A 17,732-nucleotide genomic window follows, 5' to 3' on the forward strand; every position below is an offset into this window, starting at 1 on the left:
CCCATGATCCCTGCCAGTTTATGGGGTACAGCCTGGCGTAATCATAATTTCTCCTACACCATGCGGGCTTTTCGCATGGAGCTGCACCGTTTTTTCTTTCTGAGGCCGGATGACTGCCATTGCCTCACCATAATAGGTATCTGTACAATCTGTCAGATAACAGCGCGGATTTAACGGCCGTGCACTGCCTAGCGCAAGGAGTTCTCCGCCTTCCACGCTTACCTGGATTTCTCCTTGGACAAGTGGCTTTAAGATTCCTTTGGAATCTGTATATCGTAAATGAATGAAATACAGTTCTTTCGTTCCTTTTTCTGTCTCAATAGATAACTTTGTGTCATCTCCCGCACTATAAAGGCCAGTCTCTGCCAGAATCTGTCCCGACTTTGTATAAGCCACCGCCTTTAATTCTCCCGGCTCATAGACTGCCGTAAATACAGCCCTGCAGCGCTTTAGCTTTCTCCTTCCCAAACTTTTTCCGTTTAGGAACAGTTCGGCTGCGTAAGCTCCTGCATATACCTCAACTTTAGTCTTTTTTCCCTCACAGCCGTTCCACGACCAGCTTCCCAATGCGCAGGTCAGGTCCCATGCAGAAACATCAAATGTTTCATCTGCCAGATTCGCCGGGACTACTCCGATCGCAATCGGCTTCTGCCCAAATACTACTTTCGTATAATCCGCCTCAGACCATTCGCGGCCATTCATATCTACCCGCCCGCTTCCGGCTGCTGCCCACGCAGGGCTTCCGGTAAAAACCTGCTTTCCGTCTTTTCTCTCCCATCCCCGATAAGGAACCTCTCCATGATATGTGATCCCCGGCCAGACAAAGTCTCCGATCACTGCCGGATATTGATTAGCCAGCTCCCAGAACAACGCTGCATCTGCACAAAATGTTTCAGTCCCAAGTATTACTCTATTCGGATATTTTTTGGTATCCTTCTTATATCTCCAGATTCCGTAATTGTAACCCGCAATATCCATTTTTTCATAGGCATCCCTTGTTTTCATATCAGATACGGGGAGCGCGGCTCCGAATTTCATAAAAGAGTCTCCCAGAATCGTAGCCAGTTTATTATAAAATGCACTGCCAACCTCCTTTTCCGGCTCTTTCTCTGCTTTTTCATCTGAATACACTCCAAATCCTGCGGAATACAGAAAATTAAAAAACAAGTTTACCCCGCAGGTCACCGGCCGCGTCCTGTCAAGTTCATGGAGATAATCTGTCATCTCTTTGCACAGCCTGATTCCCTTCTTTTCACTCGTTTCCGCAACTTCATTTCCGAGAGAATACATGACCACAGAGGGATGATTGAAGTCTTTTCTGACAAGTCCCCCCAGATCATTCCTGTAATTATGCTCCACATTACCTGCATAGTCATACATTGTCTTGTGAATATACCAGACATCCACATACTCATCCATAACCAGCATGCCTTCCTTGTCACACGCTTTCAAAAAAGCTTTTGAACAGGGATTATGTGCGCTCCGCAACGCATTATATCCTGCTTTTTTCATAATCCGTACCTTCCGTGCTTCCGCATCCTCATAAGCACAGGCCCCCAGAATTCCGTTATCGTGATGTACACATGCACCCCGGAGGATCACCCGCTCCCCATTGATACAAAAGCCTTCCCGGCTGTTCACCGTCACGGTACGGATGCCAAAAGAAACCTCCTGAATATCATCGCCAAAAACTGCTCTTAATTTATACAACTTCGGAGAATCACAGCTCCATAACTGTGCACTTTCAACCTCCATTTCTGTTGAGAGCAGCCCTTCTCCTGTCAAACACTCTGTCTTTAAGCACTCTCCCTGATCCATGATCTGAAATTCTGCCTCACCCAGGCAGTTCAGTTCTGCTTCAATGCGTATTTTCCTTTTCTTCCAGTCCACCGTCGTGATCCTGATACTTTCCGGCACAAAATGTTTCTTTGGAAGCACATGGATATAGACCGGACGATAGATTCCCGTTCCTGTATACCATCTGCTGTTCGGCTGGTCACTGTTACGTGCAGTAACTGAAATGAGATTTTTTCCCCCTTTCAGCAGACCATCCGCAGAGACAGAAAATCCGCTGTATCCATATCCGAAGCTTCCTGCCTGTTTTCCATTCAGGGTCACCTCTGCATTATGATATACCCCTTCAAATTCCAGAATGACTGTCTGTTCTTCATAGAGGTGCGGAACCTGAAACTCTTTCTCATAAATATAATCTCCGCCCTCATACCAGCCGATATTCTTTCCGCCTCTGCTGTCAAGGGTCCTTTCTTCTGTGAGCATTGCATCATGCGGAAGTGAAATATGATATTTCATTTCCGGCCTGTCTGCCCGGCAATATGTCCATCCGCTGCAAAAATTTATTTTCATTCTGTCACCTCCGTTTTTTCCGTCTTCTTCCTGGATGCGATCACTGCCTGCTCTTTCGGCAGATTTTTCTCAACGGTAAAAAAACAGATCAGAATTGCGCACGCCAGATATGCTGCTGTCTCTATTCCAATATAGCTTACCGTAATTATATTCTGCACGCCCGCGCTCTGAGCTGCAATGCCCAGAGATATATCTGCAGACTGATTATATCCGCCGGCATTTAAAAGGCTACTGAATACGGCGTTACATATAGGGGTTCCCGCCACCATAACAGAACTGTAGATCGACATGGTCAAACCGTCCGTCCTTATCCTCGTTTTATATTCGATATGGTCGATCACATCCGCAAGCATCGCAAGAATCATATAACATGCCGGCGCTGACCCGAGACATTTCAGAGCTACCCCTGTAGCAACAGGAACGATCTGTCCGTTTCCCAGAAGAGCGATCACACCTCCCGCAAATCCAATCAGCATTCCAATCATGCATACGATTCTTTTACCGAATCTGCTGCAGAGCGGAACAACAAAAATCACAGCTACAGCCATAGGTATCGCTCCCATGATACTTAAAATGGACTGTGATACGCCCCATGCATCCGCTGTTCCGAAAATTGTATTATCCAGAACCCATTTGCAGAAATATGACATGGAGCCATTCTTCAGTGAGCCGCTCCACTGAAATCCCACATAGAATAACATCGCGATCCACCACATCTTCTCGCTTGTGATGGCTTTCAGCTGTTTTCTGACAGAAACATTCCCATGCTCTTTGCCTGCTGTTTTTTTCTCCTCCGACAGTTCCTCTGTCACACGCTCCCTTGTAAAGCGGTATTGAAGATAGATGGTAAGAGCTGAAAAGACGGCAAGCGCAAGCATCGTCAGGAACCACATGTTCTGGTTGTCTTTTAAGGCAAATGACACCAAAACCGGAAATACCATTGAGCCAGCCCCCATCACTGCCAGCCCTGACACATTTGCAAGTGAAGCCAGAACGCCTCTCTTCCCGCTGTCTCTTGTGGAAACAGGTACCAGCGTAGAATTTGCTGTATTATAGATCGGATATGCAACGGCATAATACAGATTATATGCAATTGCAATCCAGACATATCTCACCGTTCCCCGGAAAGGAACAATGAACATCAAAACAGAGGCGGCCGACAATGTCAGCGCCGAGAGAAGAATCCACGGTCTTGCTTTTCCCGCAAGGCATCTGGTCCTCTCGATCAGCTGTCCCACAATCAGATTTGCCGCAATGATAAATATTGTGGACACTAGCTGCAGCGTCGTTAAAAATGTCAAATCTAATTTTAGTACATCTGTAAAATAATTTTGTAAAATGCTCGTAAAGATCCCAGATGATAAAAGCGCGCCAAATGGTCCTATAAAGTAACCAAATAACATTTCAGGCACTGTAACCTTTTCACTCCTGATATTTGACTTTGTAAACCTGCTTTCCCAAAATTTATTATTTGTTTTCATTCTATCATCCACCCATTCATCCAACAGCGATTCAGATCCCACCCATTTTTCCAGATTTCATCAAAAGGTGCTTCCCTATCCCGGTATAACTGGTAATTCCAATAGATATGTCCCGCTGTTTCATCCCATACCTTTTTCTGCATACTTGCAGCTTCCCGGAAAGTCTGACGGCACTTCTCCTTGTCTCCCGGACCCTTTAAAAACTTCTGGGAACGGCGGTTTGCAATACACCATTCCCCTACCACAACCGGGATATGGCGGCCGGCACGCTTCAGCAGCCGTCTGTTTGCAGCCATATAGAGACGATACACCCACTTGGCATGGAACGGAACAAAGTTTTCCATAGCAAAAATATAAATATGCGTATCAAGTATCACATTCTGCATTTCTTTTTTACGGAAAAAATCCCCCCATCTTCCCAGGCGGAAGCCGTCATGAAATACAATGGCCTTCTCTTCACTCAGATGTTTCCGCAGCACAAGATATGCTTCCTCATAAAATGTTTTCAAAAATGACATAGGGACATATCCTGACCCTTTAGCCTCTTCCCTGTCTCTTGCTTTTCCGGTCGACGGAGCAGTCATATAAACGCTGAAGCTGATCGGCTCATTGAGTACCTCAATCCCGTATAATGCAGGGTGCTGTGCATATCGCTTTGCCAGACGTTCCAGAACCGTCAGGACAAAATGAACTTCTTCCTTGTTCTTATACCATTTGCACACGCCGGTCAGTCCGCCATTATCGTACCCGTTCTGACTCCCCGGAACTGTATGCAGATCGATCAGTACCTTCAGTTTATGTTTCTGTGCCCACTCAAAAGCTTTATCGAGATACTCCACACAGCCGATGAACGGCGGCCTGTCTCCGAAAATGAAATAAGGAACCGGTATCCTGACCAGATTCATCCCATGAGATGCAATTGTTGCAAAATCTTCTTCTGTCACATATGTATCTCTGTGCCTTTTCATTCTTTTTTTCAACTCTTCTTGGGGAAGAAGCCGCGTAAGCCACACTTCATCTTCCGCATCTGTCCCCTCAAAAATGTACGGGGACATCCATTTTTCTAATACCAGCCAATTTCCAAGATTTGTACCAATAATTTTTTCCATGCAGCCTCCTTAAACAAAACCGCTCATTGATTTTTATCCTCACTGCCCAGCCATTCTGCCAGGTCGGCAATCAGTCTGTCAGTGCGGAGAACGACTCCTTCATCGCTCAAATGATTGTCAATTTCATAAAAATAGATTCCTGAATATAAGGACTCTTCTATATGTGAAATAACCGGAACAGACAGGCTCTGCTTTAAAAGTGTTTCTGTCTCCCGGATACGCTCCGGTGTGCTTTTTTCTGTCAAAGAACTCCTGTTGCGGGGTGTATAGGTAAATAAAACCGTAACCCCTTTTTCTGTAAAATGCGCAAGCTGCCAATCCAGAGCCTTTATCCGCCGGGCCGTAATCGTGTCCGTTGTATAATCTGCCGGGATCATTCTGTGCATTTCATCCCTTTCACTATTTGGACGCTTTAGAATGTAATCTCCATACTCATTATAAGTGGGATAGTCGATTCTGTTCCCATCATCATCATATTCCGCCGGCAGATAAGAATAATCCCTCTCCTCCATTCTGCCGTGTTCATAAAGATACTCGTTAAGTGCATCAAACACCCCTGTATAGGTACGCAGATCAAGAAATGTAATTAATTTATAATCTGTTTCCGTGAGACTGAAGAAGAACCTGTCCAGTTCATCGGACTCACAAAATTGCTGTGCCGCCGCATCAAATTCCGGTGCTTCTATCAGAATATCTCCTGCATTCATTGCCCGCCGGATGATGTCCAGCTGAGGCCTAGCATTTGTATAGGCATATGTTCCCATATTGACTACGTCATATTCTGTGAATGCCTTATCAATTGCCTGGCTGTCATAGCCATATCGTCCTGAAGAGCCTGAAAAAAGCACAATTTTTTTCCCTGTCCGGGAAAATAGCCGCTCACATTTATCCGGGAAGGCAGAAAAATAACTTCCTGCATAAACCGGGGCCCGGCGTGCATTTAAATACAATGTTCTGACCGGACATGCCCGAAAGCTCTCGTCAGAAATCTGCAGAAGATTGTCAAACAATGTCACAGCCTCCACTCTGGAGTTTTCAAATGCACCTGCTTCGATCGTCTGCACCGTATCACTGCACACAAATTCTGTAAACTCTGCATTTGCAAAAGCTCCCTGCCTGATTACCCGTACAGTCTTTCCGCCCAGAGTATCAGGAAGGACACAGCGCACTGCCTGTCCATGATATCCTGTAACAATCGCGCTTTCTTCTGTGCAGATAAAGGCGAAGTCTGACTCCTCTGTTTCTTTCTCCCACTGTGCATATAATTCTTTCTCTTCACAGCGGCTTCCAAATCCGATATATTCCCCGCTTCCGTCAGGCTTTGTATTCCAGCCGCTCTGCAGATACCCTTCCCTTATAAATGGTTCAGTCAATGTATTACTGATTTGTTCAGAAAATGATACCCTGACCGGATCTCCTTCCCCTCCGTTTGGAAAGTAAGTGCGGCACTCATAGGTGGTATAAAGCCTTACGATTGTGGAATAACGGACATCCTTCAGCATTAATACAGCTTTCCCGTTTTTTATGGCAAGATCATACTCCCCATAATCCGTTCCGGTTATCACGCATCCGTTCTTTAAAGTCAATGTAAAAGATATATCATTTCCCCTGTCTGCTTCAGCACTTTTCCTGTCCGGTACTGCATCCTCACAGTCTTCCAGAACCACGATACAGGAGGCTTTCTTTCTTCCCTGCCTGCCGCAGCCAAAAAGACATACCGCGATCAGAACCAGAAATAAGATGTACTTTATGAAAGACAGGACGGGAGTGTCCTCCCGCCCTCTGAAAATATTACCTTTTCTGCTCATTGAAAGCATTAGCTGCCGCCGCGGCGATGATTGCAGCAACAGAAAGTACCATTCCTGCTGCTGCCTGTTTGCAAGCTGCCGGCATAAAGTTAGCTTTCGCTGTCCCCTTATTAAAATCTGACAGGAATGTATATGCAAACTCTGTCGCGATTGCTCCCAGCACCAGTCCGAAGATGACTCCCGCGCAGGCACAGGCCCCGGCTGAAAGAAACATTTTCAGCAGTGAAACACCTTTACTCTCTGCTCCTGCCCCTGTAATATTTAATACTACAATCGCCAGAAAAAAAGCGATTCCAAGAACTGCAAGAACTATTATGAGCTCATTATTACCAGTATCAAACCATCCCTGTGCCGTTTTGAAGGAGATCTGTACAATGATCAGCGAAATCAACATCAAAACAGCTGCTACTATATTAACGATTGTATTTCCGGACAATTTTTTCATTGTATCAGCCTCCTTATGCTTCATCCTTTTTTCGTTTTTTCATTTCCACTACAACACTGCCGCCCAGAAGAAGCAGGGTTCCGGCCGCACTTAATGCGATCACCGCAATAAACAGATTGTCATACCACGTATTTACTTTTTCCATCCTTGTTGTCTTGTCGATTCCGTTCATGTAATTTGAATTTGCAATAATCCATGTGATATGTTTCAGTGCTCCCTGTACCTGTGTAAGGAAATATGTATCTTTCTCCACAATCTCATTTACAGTACCTGTCGCATATTGAACATCTCCTGACCAGTTCTTCAGCAATTCATCTCTGGAGGGTGCTGCTTTGTCTGCTGTAATTGCATGGAGCATGGAGTCCACACCTGCCGCCAGGGAATCCCTGTTGTTATCATAGGTGCCTACCGTCATATCTGTTTCAATAAATCCGGTAAATGCCCATTCATTACGGATAATGTTCATAAGTCCCGGATTGGCGCCCACAAAATAGCCCCCGGCTCTATTCATTCCCATCATGATACCTGTTACATTATCCTCTTCAATCCCTACCTGAAATGCACGCAGCTCATTCTCTCTTGCTCGCTGTTCGCTCATAAATGCACTTACACCCATTCGGTTCAGTTCTGTGTCATTGAATGCGAAATGTTTTACCGTACAGATCAGACCGTAATCCCACGCGCCGCCGCAGAAAGTATTCATCATTATACCTGTCAGCATTCCGTCTTCTGAATAATATTCATGATTTCTCGCATTATACGCATTTCTATGGGTATTGGAACCCGGACCCTGAATTGCTGCCACACCATTCCAAAGTGCAAGATTTGCTATCATTTCTCCCGCTTCGTGGTTCAATTCTGTATTCCATGTTGCTCCGATATTAACGCCTGTAGGGAGTATCCTCATTGCAGTATCTTTATAGGTCTCATAATCCGGATCGTTCTTCGCATTGTACGGATCATTCTCCGCTTTGATCTCAGCGCCTTTTCCCGCATTATATGAATCGAATCCCATCGGTCCGTCATCCAAAATGGCAATTGTCTGCGCTTTTTCTTTGCCTGCCACCGTTGTAGGTCCGAATGAATAACTGTCCCCGTTGATCAGAGCTGCAACTGCATCTCCCAGATCATACTGTTCTACATACATCTGAAGAAGCGGATCATCATAGCTTAATTTCTCACCCTTTTCCGGTTTCAGGTCTGCTAAAGTCAGTCCGTTATCCTGGCCAAATTTCACGCTGGACGGGTCCCCGTTTTCATTTAATGTATAGACTTGATTCTCCAGCGCATCCTTCATAGATTCTGCCGGAGTAAGGTCGCTGTAAACTTTCGGCCAGTTATTTTTCCAGTCACTTCTTGAAAAGTTTTCCACGCCTTCGATCTGAAGGGCAAGATCCATGTTATCAAGCTGATTCTGATACATTTCCCCTGAATTGCTCTTTGTGATCTCGATTCTGTCGAACGCATCTGCAACAACCTTATCTTTATCACCGTCAGATGTCATATATCCATCTGTATTTTCTGTGGTGTATCCCTGTACAGCAAGAATATTGTTCAGTGCATCGTTTACGCCGTTTCCGGTTGTAAAGTAATAATCTCCGCTGTCAAGAATATAACCGCCCTGTACGCCGTTATGTTCTAATGTTCTGTCCCAGGATGCAAAGTATTCATAATCACAGTTGATTTCTACTGTCTGTTCCCCGCCCGGCTCCAGCACATCTGTCTTGGCAAATCCCGCCAGCTGGATGGCACTCTTCTCCACACCGTCACTAACATAAGGCACCTGCACATAGAGCTGTACAATGTGTTTTCCAGCCATATCTCCTGTGTTTTTTACAGTAACCTTTGCGCGGAGCATCTGAGCTTCATCATCCGCATTCACTTTCAGGCCGGTCTCATCAAATTTGGTATAAGAAAGCCCATACCCAAACGGCCACACAACCTCCTGATTATAGTTCCACGTATCAGCACCGCCGGTCGCTCCGACTGCGTCCCTTGCATTTCTCTCATTGATCACGGAGTCGTAATACCGGGATTCATAGTATTTATATCCCGTGTAAATGGATTCCATCTCCGGTTCATAATACTCATTTGTATAAACCTCGTTATCAATTGTGATTCCGTTTCCTGACTGGAAGGAATACTGCTGATTGACCATCGCAATCGAATTGGCAGCCTGTGCAGCGAATGTATCTGTGAGTGCTCCGGATGGGGAAACTGCTCCATTTAAAACTCTGGCAATCCCCTCAAATCCATATGCCCCCGGTAGTCCGACCCACATGATTGAATCTGCATATTCATCCAGCTCCGGAAGATCCATCTGGACTGCGTTGATCAGGACGACTACCTTTTCAAAATTATCTCTTGCATACTGCAAAGTAGCCAATTCATCCTTGGAAAGGCCGAGTACATCTTTGTCCTTATGGAATTCATCCGGATTCGCTTTCCCCTCTTCACCCGGAAGATAATATTTCGATTCTGAAGCCGGACGTCCCACTGTCACAATCGCCACTTTTCCAAAAGAATCCTTAAGAGAGTCCAGACCAATATCGGACGGATTAGATTCATTCGGGCTATATGACTCAGAAAACTCTATATCTACCTGATTTTCTGTTTCTTCCAGATAAGCAGTATATGCATCCGCCACTTTCTGATTCACAGTAAATCCCTGGCCTTCCAACGCGTCAGCGATGGAAACAGAAAGTTCTGCCGGTGCAACGGAGCCCATCTTTCCGCCAAAAGATGTTCCGGAAATTGTCTTGCGGAGCATTCCCCACATTTCAATCTCACCCAGCACTGCATAAGAACGGGAACCAAGCAGCGTAACGTTCTGCATATCTTCCCTTTCCATTGGCAGAACATTGTTTTCGTTTTTCAGAAGGACAGCGCTCTCTGCCGCCTGACGCACGGCCACGTCTTTCTCGTACTCAAACAAACCTTCCAATGTAGTGCAGTCAACTTCGACTTCCTCACCATCCACATTGATGACTTTTCCCTGTTTCGCCGTGATACCGTAAAGGTTATCATCCGATGCACTTGTATCCGTTACAACCTTATAACTGGATGTACCTAAATTGGCATCTAGCGTCGAACGCTGCGCATTCACTACAGCATACGTTGAAGACGAGATACCCAGAATTCCGGCAAGCAGACCGGCACAAACACGAGCCGCCTTTTTCCTGCTGTCAATTTTCATATCCTTTTCCTCCTTCAAGCAGGTTCTTACAATCAGCACCTGCTTTTTATTTTTTCTAAGAGAATTGTAGCACTTTTCATTATGTTTCTTTCCATTTCAACCTAAATTATAAAAAATGGGACATAATCTAAAATGCAGTGCTATTGTGTCTCATGCAGAAGGACTTTTCTCAGAAACAGGGATCAGAATATTAATATTAAATATGTGGTCCTTCAGCACCACGGAGAGCGTCCCATTATATTTTTCAGCGATCAGATTCATGCTCCTCATTCCAAATCCATGATTCAAGGGGTCTCCTTTGGCCGAAACAGGAAGCCCGTTTTGCATCATGATGTCTCCCACATACTCATTGTCCACATGGATCAGTACCATATTCATGCTTTTTCTCACAGACAATGAAATGATGCGCTTCTCTGGATTTTCTATTTTCCTGACAGCTTCCACTGCATTATCTATCGCATTTCCCACTAATGTATAAAGGTCAGCCGGACGTATAAAATCTACGCATTTTCCATCTACGATACAATCCATCCTGATCTGTTCCCGTTCACATTGCAGCAGTTTTTCCTGAAGAAATATATCCAGCACTTCATTTTCTGTTTTAAAAGTCGTATCATATACATGGATAATGGATTTAATCTCCTGAAGGGCCTCACGGTCGATCCGGTTTTCAAACATTGATATCTGCTGCTTCATGTCATGGCATTTTATGTTGACATGGTCTATATTTTCCTTCATCAGCTGATACTGGAATTTCTGCCGGTCTATCACCTCTTCCAGCATTGCCATCTCATCTGTCATTTTCCTGCTTTGAAATACTCCATATAACAGCGCCAGTAAAAAAGCCGCCGCCAGTATCGCATATGACGCAAAAAGAAGATTCAGCTCCGGATTTGTCTGCATAAACTCATACTTTTCCTCGAATTGAAAAATCAAAAATGCTACTGCAAAAACTGCCATTCCTAAAATAATATTTGCCCTGCCGGCATATACATGCTCTTTTATATCCACCAGCTGCTTTCGGAAAATCATAAATACTGTCAAATATACAATTGCAATGATGCAGGCATTTAAAAGAGCTGACCAGATCCCTTCGTACCCTATTCCCATAAAAGATAAAATAACAGAATATATCCGAAATGCCATATGCTGTGTCGCATCTGCCCCGATCAATACAAACAGCCTGCTCCAGCCCGATTCACAAAAGCAGACTTTCAAGACCAGGTAAAGAATCAGGTTCATCAGTATGTAAAAAAGCAGCTCCATCCATACATCCTGATGTCCTGCTGTTTTGTGAAATAAGATAGTATATGCTAAAACCATACAATAACTGCCTGCCAGCCGGATCATAAACCTTTCTTTTCTTTCCATATAACATGCAAACAATAAGATTGCTAAAAACATCTCTAATGTATAGCCGTAATCTACAAAAAACGATTCAATATTTTGATATAATGTCAACATTTCCCCTGCCCCATATAATTTGCTAATTTTCCCATGAATTCCTTTTTCTTTGGCTGGCTAATACGAAGGTTATCCCCGTTTCTCATCTCAAGATAATAGCCGTTCACAGCAAAAATATGCTTGAGATTTACCAGATAGCAGGCATTACAGCGGGCAAAATTGTGCTTTTCCAGAATTTCTGCTTTCTGGCTCAGAGTACCTTTTTCATAAAAACTTCCTTTTTCTGTACAATATCTCAGCTTGTGCCCTGTCACTTCTATATAGTAAATCTGCCCGGACGATATCCTGACCAGCCTTCCGTCCAGATCATGGATTACCAGTGAGGTCTCTCCTCTTGACCGGATCATGCTGATGGCTTTCGTCAGTTTAAATTCTACCCGTTCATAGCTTATCGGCTTTAAAATATAATCCAGGGCATCGACTTCATAGCTTTTTATCGCAAAAGATGACATATTCGTGACAAAGATAATAATGATGTCATTGTCATATTTACGAAGCTTCTGGGCAGCTTCCATACCGTTCATACCTGGAAGCATGATATCAAAAAATACCATGTCAAAATACTCTTTGCTCTCAAGAAAATCAAACGCACTGTCAAAGCAGATCCACTTAATATTTTCATTTTTTTGTGCCTTGTACCTTTCCAGACAGGAGATCAGTGCATTTCTTTCTTCCTGGCTGTCTTCTACTACTGCGATTCGTTCCATTTTAGTTTCTCCTTTCTATTTTACTATTCTGTCTGCATAAACGCTCCATGTATAATCCAGCCTGTATTCCTCATCATATTCTGTATATAGAAGCGCTTTGCAGCCTTTGAGCAGCTCTCTTCCTGCTGTAATCTCAGATGGCTTTCCCAAAAGCCGGATTTCCTGCAGGCTTGGACATCCGGAAAAACATCCGTCATGCAGGGCCATACCTGCATATACCTTGACTGTTTTAAGGCTTACGCACGCTTTTAGACTCCCTACCCGTATCGCTGACACTTTTATTCCTTTGTGTTCCTGGGGAAATTTCAATTCTTTCTTTTGCCTGCCTTTTTCGTTCACACCTGTAATCACAAAGCTGCCGCCTTCTTTTTCATAAATAAAGCAGTCCTCATCCGAATTGTCTCCTTTTACTATTTGATCCGTCTTCCCCGGCATCCGGGGAAGTTCTATGTCTGTCACCGTGGAATCCCGCAGCTGAGCTTTGATGTCACGTATAAAATAATATGTGTTGACAATTGCTCCGGCTTCATTCAGATGAAAATTCGTATCAAAGAACCAGCCGCTTTCCATCACACATGTATGTGGATTCCCGAGGATCGTAAAATCAGCCGATTCCGCCAGCCTCTCATACCATCCATCTATTGATTCTTCGTTCAGAACTGCCTCCTGATTCATAGGGCAGAACCGATAGCAGAACACAGCACCTTTGTCTTCTACGCGGGCTGCATATTCATTTAAATACCGGATAAACTTATCTTCCGGGAAGAAAGAAAAATCAATCAGCTGGGTCGTGTCATATCCTTCAGGCATTTGATTACTCTTTCTGTCATCGGATGAAATATCGCCGTATTTATTAAAGCTGCTTTTCCGGTAAATACCGCTTACTTTCGGCTTTCCTTCTAATACATACTTTAGCTTTGAAACAGCAAATTCCGGAAATGCCCCTAAAAGCTGCTTTTGCTCTGATTCCTGAAACACACAAAGTTTTGAATAATCGCCGTCCATTGCCTGCCATACTGATTCTGCCTGAAAAGAAAAAGACAATGTTTCCTGATTTTGTTCAGGGGAAAACACAATGATATCTCCTGCCTCAATCTCATCAAAACAAGTCTCAAGCATGATCCTGCTCCCCAGCGGTGCATAAAGTCCCATATTGACAACCTGTATTTTCAGATGCTTTTCTATAAGATCACTGCAGATTCCAAAGGCAGCTGAACTGCCCCCCGCAATAATTAGTTTTTTCCCTTCTGTTTTCTCTAAGCGCTCCTGTTTTTCCATGAATTCTCCCAGATATGTATCGTCATACTGCGGCGGAAGTAAAAATACCGACACTGTGAATATAATGGGCAGTACCATAAGAATTCCGGCAAAAAACACGATCCATTTAATCCCTCTTCTATTCATACACATCAAAACCGAAAATAAATAAAACTGCTTTCACTTCCTGTATTATACAAGAATATTATACATACAGTAATCAAAAATGTCATAATCGTAACAATATAGCAGAATCTTCCCGGTTCCTCTCCCCCCTTTTCTCCTGTCTGCAGAATTCCCGGAAGCAGTGCGAGTATACCTATCCGCACTGCCGCTCCCCATATTTCTGTTTCGCTTAAAACGAACGGGGCAGTTTCTTTTAAAGTAAAAATACGCCGCAGTACCTCTGCTGCTTCTGAAACACTCTGGCTTCGAAAAAATACCCAGGATAAACATACCATCGCAAAAGTTCCTGCTCTTTTCAAAAAAGTCCCCGGGCAGATTTTCTTTTTCTGTAATGTTCTGCCAGCCGTCTTTTTCATGACAATTTCCTCTGTAATTCTCCAAATACCAAAAAAAGCTCCCCAGCAGAGAAATGTCAGGTCCGCGCCATGCCATAGTCCGCTCAGAAGAAATACGATCATAATATTTATATACTTTTTTATCTCTCCGCGTCTGCTTCCTCCGAGAGGAATATAGACATATTTTGTAAACCATCTTGTCAGTGTAATATGCCAGCGTTTCCAAAAGTCCCTGCATCCCACAGCCAGATAAGGCCTGTCAAAATTTTCTGTCAGCTGTATTCCTAAAAGCCGTGCAGAGCCTGCCGCAATATGTGTATACCCTGAAAAATCCCCATAGATCTGTATAGAAAAAAGGACTGTTGCAAACAGCAGGTTCACACCGCTTTGCCCCATAACATTTCCATATACTTCATCCACAAATACTGCCATGTAATCTGCAATCACAAATTTTCTGACACAGCCGCTTAAAATACAGCTGATACCGGCTAAGACATCTTCCTTCGAGGCCTCAGACCATCTAAGCTGCGGAATCAGATTTTCTGCCTGTTCAATCGGTCCTGCCACAAGCTGCGGAAAAAAGCTGAGATACAATGCATATCTGACAAAGTTTCTTTCGTACCCTTCTCCTCTATACACATCAATTAAATAAGAAAGAGACTGAAAGGTGTAGAAAGAAATCCCTGCCGGAAGTACAATATAACGCTCCGGAAACGTCAGTTCATGTCCAAATATCCCCGCGGCAGTCCCCATCCAGGAAAGAAACATATCCAGATATTTCATGAAGAAAAGAACACTCACAATGATGATGATTCCCCCGGCCAGTACAAACCGTTTACGCTTTTCATGTTCAGCTATCCATCTTCCGGAAAAGTAACTGATTCCCGTAACAAACAAGAGGAGCAGGAAATGTTGAATACCGAACAACGCATAAATGTACCACGACACCGCAAGCAGAAACCAGTGTCTGTACCGCGGACTGAGAAAATGATTAAACCATGCCGCAGCACCCAGAACAGGAAAGTAACACAAAGATGTAAAACTCATTTTCTCTCCTTCCTCAGACCATACAGGACCCAAAAGGCAGTCAGACAAAAGCACAATGAAATATCTGATAGCCCGATCCTGCACCAAAGAGCTGTAAACAGTAATACCGGCAGCATGACTGCCGAAATGATCAAAATGCTCATCTTTCTTTTTCTGACTCCGTACATACCCATAAATCCGGCCACAACCGCCCAGGCAAAAAATATCCATCTTACTTCCGGCATTTTTATCTTACACCTCTTCAAAAATCTTCAGATCCCAATCCGTGATCACTATGGTGTCGCCCTCCTGGCATAATTCACCAGTCAGCAGATCTTTCACCTTTTTCCAGACACATCTGATCTTCTGTTCCTCCTCACTGTAGTTTAAAACATAATGAATCTGTTTTCCATACTTGTTTTTTCCCTGACGAACGATGACAGGCCATTCATATTCCATCGATTTTTCCCGTATGCCTGCGTCTGCCGCCGCTCTTTTTAAGATTTCTTTCAGGACTGTTTTTTCTGTATAGCAGCCAATATAATAAGCAGTGCCGCATCCATATGCATTTCTGGTGATACCGGCATATTTTCCCCAGTATTTATGCTCGTAATCAGCAAGACTTTCTGCGCCCTTCACTGTCAAAAGCTCTGCAAAATATTTCAGCGGGGTATTCTTAATCTTCGCTTTTCCGGGTTCCGTAAACTGGTTATAACTCATGCCAAAGCATTCATGCAGCCTGTGAGGCTGTGTGTCTGCATAAACACTGAAATACTCATCTGCAACAAATGATTTAAAAGAACTTACCAAAACACCTCCGCGCTTTACAAACATGTCCAGTTTTTCCAAAAATTCTTCCGTAGCGCAGTACAAAGCCGGTGTCACGATTATTTTATATTTATTCGGATCAAGGCCATTGACATCCACCACATCGCACTCTATATTCATTTCGTATAGGCTGTCATACATCCAGCGTACCACATCGTTATAGCTTAAGTCTTTATCGACAGGAAACCATTGAAACGATGTCATTGAATGATTATCAACCAAAAGCGCCGTCTGATTCGTTTTCTCCAGATGGATCAGATGAGCTCCTATTTCTGACCACTCCCTTCCGATTCTGCACGCCTCATCATAAGTCGGGTTTTCTTCCAGATCATGGCTCAAAAGACCTTTCCAGTATGTCTCAAAACCATTATGTATAGAGTGCCAGTTCCAATAAGAAATACCGTCCGCCCCGCTTGCCAGATGGCTGTAAGCCTGCAGTCTCAGCTGCCCCGGATAGGGAGTCCAATATTTGAATGCCTGTGCCTGGCATTCCAGAATCAGATAATTCTCATACTTAAGACTACGGATTGAGTCTCCGCCAAATCCAATCTCTGCCCCGGTCAGTTCATCCTGTGTTGGATGATAAATATCTGCTCCCAGCTTTGTCAGACACTTTGCTGCCTCGTAATGATTGATTCCCGGCTGTACCCCGTAGGAATAACCGTCCTGTGCAATGTCTGCCCCGAATTTTCTCCATTCGAAATCAAGATTATGTGTAATAAACTGTTCTTCCTTCTTGTATTCCCTTACTATATCCGCCTGCCATTTAAGATACTCTGATGCAGTCTGTCTCTGGAACTTTTCAAATTCTCCTGCCAGCCCTCCGTTAATGCATCCTGTTATGTCCGGAAACTGCTCCCAATCCGCAATCGAATTACTCCAATACGGAAGACAAAACGCTGCATTCAATCGTTCTGGCGTCTCAAATTTTTCTTTCAGATATTCTATGAACAGACGCTGTATTTCTTTTCCCTTATTATCATAATGCTTTGTCTCATTATCAATCTGGAAACCTATTACACTGCTATGCTGTGCCGTATGTGAAATAAGTTCTCTGATGACACGTTCTGCATGAAATCGGAACGTTGGGTTAAGCAGATCAAAAATCTGTCTGCGCCCGTACTTCTCTCTCCCTTTCGAATTGATCACCATCACATCCGGATCTTTTTGAGCCAGCCAGGAGGGCACCGCATAGGTAGGGGTTCCCACAATGACCCATAATCCCGCTTTTTCTGCCTCTTTTAATATACTGTCAATAAACGTGAAATCAAATTCACCATCTCTTGGCTCCAGTGTGCTCCATGTGGATTCTGCTACGCGGATCGTATTGATTCCAGCCTTTTTCATCATTAAAAAGTCTTTTTCTATTCTGTCACAAGGCATATATTCCGGATAATATGCCGTTCCAAACATGAGCTGATCTTTTTTCATTTTTGTTTTCCTTTCATTTATATCATATTTTTCAGATCTCTTACACTTTTTTCCGAGGAATGTGGTATGATTATTGCATCTTATCCTGCAGCTTT

12 protein-coding genes are annotated in these 17,732 nt (G+C 43.9%); all 12 read right to left on the reverse strand.

What is annotated here, in order from left to right; all coding sequences use genetic code 11:
- Nucleotides 1-18 precede the first annotated feature (18 nt).
- Entirely contained in the window at nt 19-2,364 is a 2,346-nt protein-coding gene (locus NSB28_RS01205; RefSeq protein WP_109624583.1) for a glycoside hydrolase family 2 TIM barrel-domain containing protein, read from the reverse strand.
- Nucleotides 2,361-3,845, reverse strand: a complete 1,485-nt coding sequence (locus NSB28_RS01210; protein ID WP_109624582.1) for an MFS transporter — start codon at nt 3,843-3,845, stop codon at nt 2,361-2,363. Before NSB28_RS01210 ends, NSB28_RS01205 begins: the two co-directional genes overlap by 4 nt.
- Entirely contained in the window at nt 3,842-4,954 is a 1,113-nt protein-coding gene (locus NSB28_RS01215; protein WP_109624581.1) for a glycoside hydrolase family 5 protein, read from the reverse strand. The genes NSB28_RS01210 and NSB28_RS01215 overlap by 4 nt, the downstream gene beginning before the upstream one ends.
- 23 nt (nt 4,955-4,977) lie before the next feature.
- Nucleotides 4,978-6,762: a leucine-rich repeat domain-containing protein gene (locus NSB28_RS01220; RefSeq protein WP_257497377.1), complete on the reverse strand. Its 1,785-nt coding sequence runs from the start codon at nt 6,760-6,762 to the stop codon at nt 4,978-4,980.
- On the reverse strand, nt 6,746-7,207 hold the full coding sequence (locus NSB28_RS01225) for a hypothetical protein (RefSeq protein WP_109624579.1): 462 nt from the start codon (nt 7,205-7,207) through the stop codon (nt 6,746-6,748). The genes NSB28_RS01220 and NSB28_RS01225 overlap by 17 nt, the downstream gene beginning before the upstream one ends.
- A 13-nt stretch (nt 7,208-7,220) precedes the next feature.
- A complete protein-coding gene (locus NSB28_RS01230) occupies nt 7,221-10,403 on the reverse strand; it encodes a glycoside hydrolase family 3 C-terminal domain-containing protein (protein WP_109624578.1) in 3,183 nt (1,060 codons plus the stop codon).
- A gap of 150 nt (nt 10,404-10,553) precedes the next feature.
- A complete protein-coding gene (locus tag NSB28_RS01235; RefSeq protein WP_109624577.1) occupies nt 10,554-11,867 on the reverse strand; it encodes an ATP-binding protein in 1,314 nt (437 codons plus the stop codon).
- Nucleotides 11,861-12,574, reverse strand: coding sequence for a LytR/AlgR family response regulator transcription factor (locus NSB28_RS01240; protein WP_109624576.1), 714 nt, complete (start codon nt 12,572-12,574; stop codon nt 11,861-11,863). The genes NSB28_RS01235 and NSB28_RS01240 overlap by 7 nt, the downstream gene beginning before the upstream one ends.
- A gap of 15 nt (nt 12,575-12,589) precedes the next feature.
- Complete coding sequence (locus NSB28_RS01245) at nt 12,590-13,978, reverse strand: hypothetical protein (protein WP_148408765.1); 1,389 nt, start codon at nt 13,976-13,978, stop codon at nt 12,590-12,592.
- A 5-nt stretch (nt 13,979-13,983) separates the two neighbouring features.
- Nucleotides 13,984-15,399, reverse strand: coding sequence for an MBOAT family O-acyltransferase (locus tag NSB28_RS01250; RefSeq protein WP_257497378.1), 1,416 nt, complete (start codon nt 15,397-15,399; stop codon nt 13,984-13,986).
- Nucleotides 15,396-15,623, reverse strand: a complete 228-nt coding sequence (locus NSB28_RS01255; RefSeq protein WP_257497379.1) for a hypothetical protein — start codon at nt 15,621-15,623, stop codon at nt 15,396-15,398. Before NSB28_RS01255 ends, NSB28_RS01250 begins: the two co-directional genes overlap by 4 nt.
- 7 nt (nt 15,624-15,630) lie before the next feature.
- Nucleotides 15,631-17,637 (reverse strand): beta-galactosidase, encoded by a 2,007-nt coding sequence (locus NSB28_RS01260; RefSeq protein ID WP_109624573.1) that lies wholly within the window; start codon nt 17,635-17,637, stop codon nt 15,631-15,633.
- Between the last annotated feature and the right edge of the window lie 95 nt (nt 17,638-17,732).

Origin of the sequence: Murimonas intestini (genome assembly GCF_024622195.1) — a bacterium.
In the GTDB taxonomy this organism is placed as follows: Bacteria; Bacillota; Clostridia; order Lachnospirales; family Lachnospiraceae; genus Murimonas; species Murimonas intestini.